This is a genomic window from Metabacillus fastidiosus NBRC 101226, from assembly GCF_001591625.1.
Taxonomy (GTDB): domain Bacteria; phylum Bacillota; class Bacilli; order Bacillales; family Bacillaceae; genus Metabacillus; species Metabacillus fastidiosus.
On sequence record NZ_BCVG01000183.1, the window covers coordinates 1 to 3911 of the forward strand.

Here is a 3911-nt window from a genome sequence, read left to right on the forward strand (position 1 = left end):
GAAAAACCCCCACTGATGGAAGTTTCACTTTATTGGATTAAAGAAGCAGGCCACTTGAATTTTCGAAGTCACAATGCAATTATTAATAATAAAAGCAAAGAAGGGAATATGGGATGGAAATAGGGAATGTAATCACGCTTATAGTATCAATTATCACAGTTATTAATATCATCCTTTCAGCAGGGGTTTTATTTTTTGAAAGAAGAGATGTTGGTTATACATGGGCTTGGCTAATGGTTTTCTTTTTCATCCCAATTTTAGGTTTTATCATTTATATCTTTCTTGGGCGGAAATTGACAAAGAGTAATTTTTATAAGCTTTCAGCCGAGGAAAGAGCCTTTCTTCAATCAGCTGTAGATAAACAGTTATTCAGGTTTGAAAATGAGGATAAAAAGGATTCTCCTTTGTTAAAGAAGTATGCTGAATTGATTAGAATGAATCTTAAATCGTCCGATGCTTTAATATCACATGACAATGAAATATTAATCTTTAGTGACGGGCACCAGAAATTTGATGCTTTATTTGAAGATATAAAAGCTGCGAAAAAGGAGATTAATATTCAATATTACATTATTCAGCCGGATTCCCTCGGGAAAAAGCTTAGAGATGAGTTAACTAAAAAAGCAAAAGAAGGAATAAAAGTAAGACTTCTATATGACGAAATCGGTTCAAAGAAGCTTTCAACCAAATTCTTTAAAGAACTACGCTCAGCAGGCGGAGAAGTGGAGGTTTTCTTTCCCTCCTTGCTTAGACCAGTGAATTTTCGCATTAACAATAGAAATCATCGGAAACTTTGCATTATTGACGGGGAAATTGCGTACATTGGCGGTTTTAATGTCGGGGATGAATATCTAGGTATTAATAAAAAATTCGGTTATTGGCGTGATACACACCTTAGAATAAAGGGAGATGCGGTCAATCATATCCAAGGAAGATTTATTTTGGACTGGAATCAGGCTGGAAAGCACCAGAAAGAGACCCACGAGGAGTTTTCATTTCATATTGAAAAGAATTATGGTACTAGTCCTGTTCAAGTTATTTCAAGCGGACCTAATTCTCATACCGAACATCTAAAAAATATGTATATTAAACTTATTCTTTCCGCTAAACAAAGTGTTTGTATTCAAACTCCGTATTTTATTCCTGATACGAGCTTTATGGATGCATGTAAAATTGCTCTCTTATCGGGTGTAGACTTACGGATTATGATTCCATGCAAACCTGATCATCCTTTTGTTTATTGGGCGACATGGGCATCCGTGGGAGAATTATTGGAATATGGAGCAAAGATACTGTTATATGAAAATGGTTTTCTGCATGCTAAAACAATTGTTGTGGATCAGGAAGTGGCATCAGTAGGGACAATGAATATCGATTCCCGAAGCTTTAGATTGAATTTCGAAGTAAATGCAATTATATATGATGAAAAAGTTGCTAAACAACTTCATGATATGTTTCAGAAGGATAGCGAGGTAAGTAAAGAGCTTACTCCTGAAAGGTATAGAGAACGGTCCATTATTATAAAATTAAAAGAAGCTGTTTCCCGTCTGCTTTCGCCTATATTATAAGTATTTAAGAGTATGTTTTGATCCATCTTTTTTTCAAAACATACTCTTTATATTTACTCTTATATCAAGGTTAAAATCGCTGATTTAATCAAATTTTATTTCAAAGCAAAAGTGTTATAAATTTGAAATAACGTCGTACTGTTCTCCCGTAGATAATTTTCTCTCAGGATATTTTTCTTTTTTAACCAAAAGGGAAGAGTGCTGGATTATTGTGGTAAAATAAATTCGGAATGTAGATTGGTATATGAAATTGAGATTAAAATAGGGGTGCAGAGGTTTGAATAATTCTTGGAATAAATTCATATATAAAATAGGTTCTCCAATTTATGATAAGTTTTTCAATTCGGGTGGCTTTTTAAACGCCAGAAAACAAATATTCCAAGCAATAACGTTCAATAATAAACAAAAAATCTTGTTCGTTGGTGTAGGAACAGGTGCTGATTTAGAATTAATTAATCACTCTGGCTTAGACATAACAGCAATTGATTATTCACCAGATATGCTTGGAAAGGCAAAAATAAAGTTCAAAAATTCTGCAATTAAATTTTTAGAAATGGATGCTCAAAATATGGATTTTGAAAATGAATCCTTCGACTATGTAGTAGCAAGTCTAATTCTTTCTGTTGTACCGGATGCTAATAAATGTTTTCAAGAAATTATAAGAGTTTTAAAATATGAAGGGAAAATAATTATATTTGATAAATTTGCTCCTGAAAATAAGAAACTTTCATTAATAAAGGTGCTTTTAAGACCAATTATTAGCGTATTAGGAACTGATATTGGGCGGAATTTTGAAGAATTACTTCCTAAAAATAATAATAGTATAAAAGTAGAAGAAGATATACCTATTATGATGAATGGCATGTATAGAAAAATATTAATTGCTAAAATTCATTGATTATTGTTCTTTAATTAATGGGTGCGTTTGTGGAAGAAGGCTTATTGAAATTGAAGAAGCTTTTTATAACTATTTAGTGCCTAAATATAAGAAAAGATCTACTGTGATCAAACTTTATTTCAAAGCTGGCATGTGTTGTTGAATGAAAAAAAGTCTATCTTAAAAGACCCCGTCCACTTTTTATTGGGATAAGTCTTATACTGTTAAAAAGTAACGATTTTGCTTATAGACAAAATAAAATCTTTTCAGTAAAGTCCCTTCGTAATTCTGGATGAACGTGGGGATTTTGTATATACTCAAGACAAGAGACAGTGGACACTTTGTCTTTCTTTTAAGGCGGTATTCACAATTTGTTGGCTTTATTGAGATCTTGACAGAATAATAAAATGAAGGCTTGAATGTAAAGCGAAAATGGCTATTTAATAGAGAGGGATAAAATTATATCTTTTAAATTTTTTAGTAATGTAAATTATATTTATAGGCGGGAAAATGATGGCAAATAAAGAACTTTATCAATTTTTATTAAATAAAACATGGCAATTAACAGAACAATGGTATGAATCTCTGGATAAAAATGATCCGGCAGGAGTTTATTCTTCGGAAGACCCTAAAGTTATTGAAACTCTTAAACAACAAAATTATGAATTTCATGTAAACTTCTGCAAAGTATTTGATGAAACTATATCTGAATCACAATTTTATAAAGATTTTGAAAAATGGATAGAGATTATTGTAAAAGATGAGGAACATTTAAGAACGCCAGTCCCATTTATTTTGAGGGAATTTTTCAGGGTGCAAAATCAGTATTTAGATTTAATTGAAGAATTTGTTGGTTCGTCGGAAAATAAATATTCTTATGAAATAATCAATGAATGGAATAGGGCTATTATAAAAAATTTCCATTTAATAATAGCTGCCTTTACAGAAGAAAGCCATAAATACTCTGAGTCAAGACTTGAATCACAGCGGGAAATGATTAATGAACTGAGCTCTCCGGTCATCAGTTTAAGTGATAATTTAGCTTTACTTCCTCTTGTCGGTGATATTGATACGATAAGAGCTAAGCATATCCTTGAGAGCACATTAAAACAATGTTCGGATCAGAAAATCGATCATCTCTTAATTGACCTTTCGGGAGTAGTCATAGTAGATACAATGGTTGCCCATCAAATCTTTGAATTAATTGCAACCCTAGATCTGCTTGGTATTAAAAGCACTCTTTCAGGAATCAGACCTGAAATAGCCCAGACGTCTGTCCAAATCGGGATTGATTTCAGCAATATTTCCATCGTTTCCACTCTTAAACAAGCTATCAATAAATTTATGTGAATATGAATTCAGGCTGCCGTTATGGCAGCCTTTTAGCTATTGTCGGCCAGACTAATATACTTCTTCCTAATAAATGTAGAAGAGGATATTTTATCCCAGCCTCAACGGGCAGTAAG

At 32.4% G+C, this 3911-nt stretch carries 3 protein-coding genes; all 3 read left to right on the plus strand.

The window, feature by feature from the left end; all coding sequences use genetic code 11:
• Positions 1-113: 113 nt before the first annotated feature.
• Positions 114-1568 (plus strand): cardiolipin synthase, encoded by a 1455-nt coding sequence (cls, locus tag BFA01S_RS21025; protein ID WP_066235523.1) that lies wholly within the window; start codon positions 114-116, stop codon positions 1566-1568.
• A 277-nt stretch (positions 1569-1845) separates the two neighbouring features.
• Entirely contained in the window at positions 1846-2466 is a 621-nt protein-coding gene (locus BFA01S_RS21030) for a class I SAM-dependent methyltransferase (protein ID WP_066235525.1), read from the plus strand.
• A 492-nt stretch (positions 2467-2958) separates the two neighbouring features.
• The gene (locus tag BFA01S_RS21035; protein WP_328014384.1) at positions 2959-3795 is read left to right on the plus strand and encodes an STAS domain-containing protein; all 837 of its coding nucleotides are present in this window, start codon (positions 2959-2961) and stop codon (positions 3793-3795) included.
• Positions 3796-3911 lie beyond the last annotated feature (116 nt).

Coding starts and splice junctions, on each gene's coding strand:
- cls (WP_066235523.1), top strand. CDS start 114: ATGGAAATAGGGAATGTAATCACGCTTATAGTATCAATTATCACAGTT.
- BFA01S_RS21035 (WP_328014384.1), top strand. CDS start 2,959: ATGGCAAATAAAGAACTTTATCAATTTTTATTAAATAAAACATGGCAA.